Here is a 519-nt window from a genome sequence, read left to right as displayed (position 1 = left end):
GCTTTAAGGGACAAAAGATATGAAGACATGATTGGTTTGCTTGATGAACATGCAGACTCTGTTTTGTTTACGGAATTCGCTAATGAGCGGGCCGCTGATTCAGGGTTGTTTTATAACCAGAGCAAAACAATCATTAAGAAACAGATAAAAAACTGGCAGCAGGCAATTGAGGAAGCCCTTTGTACGATAGAGGAAAATGAAGTCTTAATCATCGCAGGCTCACTATACTTTTTATCATTGGCCAGGCCTTACCTGAAAGCAAAGCTAGAGCATAAAAAAATTTAAAACGCTAACTTTTTAGTGTGTGACAATTTTGTAAATATTTGCTAAAATTATTTTCTAATATGACTTTTTTACTAAGCATATAAAAAAAGGCAATGTTTTGAAAGGGGGATTGAAATGGAAGTTGAGAGGCATAAACGGATAATAGTCTGGCTGTCATGGCTGTTCATCGTGCCTGCGGGAATCACGCTGACATATCAATATTTTCCCCCGCTTTTGGATGTGCATGTGTGGGAC

At 38.2% G+C, this 519-nt stretch carries 1 pseudogene; it reads left to right on the top strand.

The features are described from left to right. Positions 1–285, top strand: a pseudogene (locus AC2JF9_RS08420) (hypothetical protein); the annotation flags it as partial. Between the last annotated feature and the right edge of the window lie 234 nt (positions 286–519).

This window comes from Lactobacillus sp. C449L (assembly GCF_059900815.1).
Note: the sequence above shows the minus strand (reverse complement) of the source record. Positions and strands in the feature narration are given on the sequence as shown.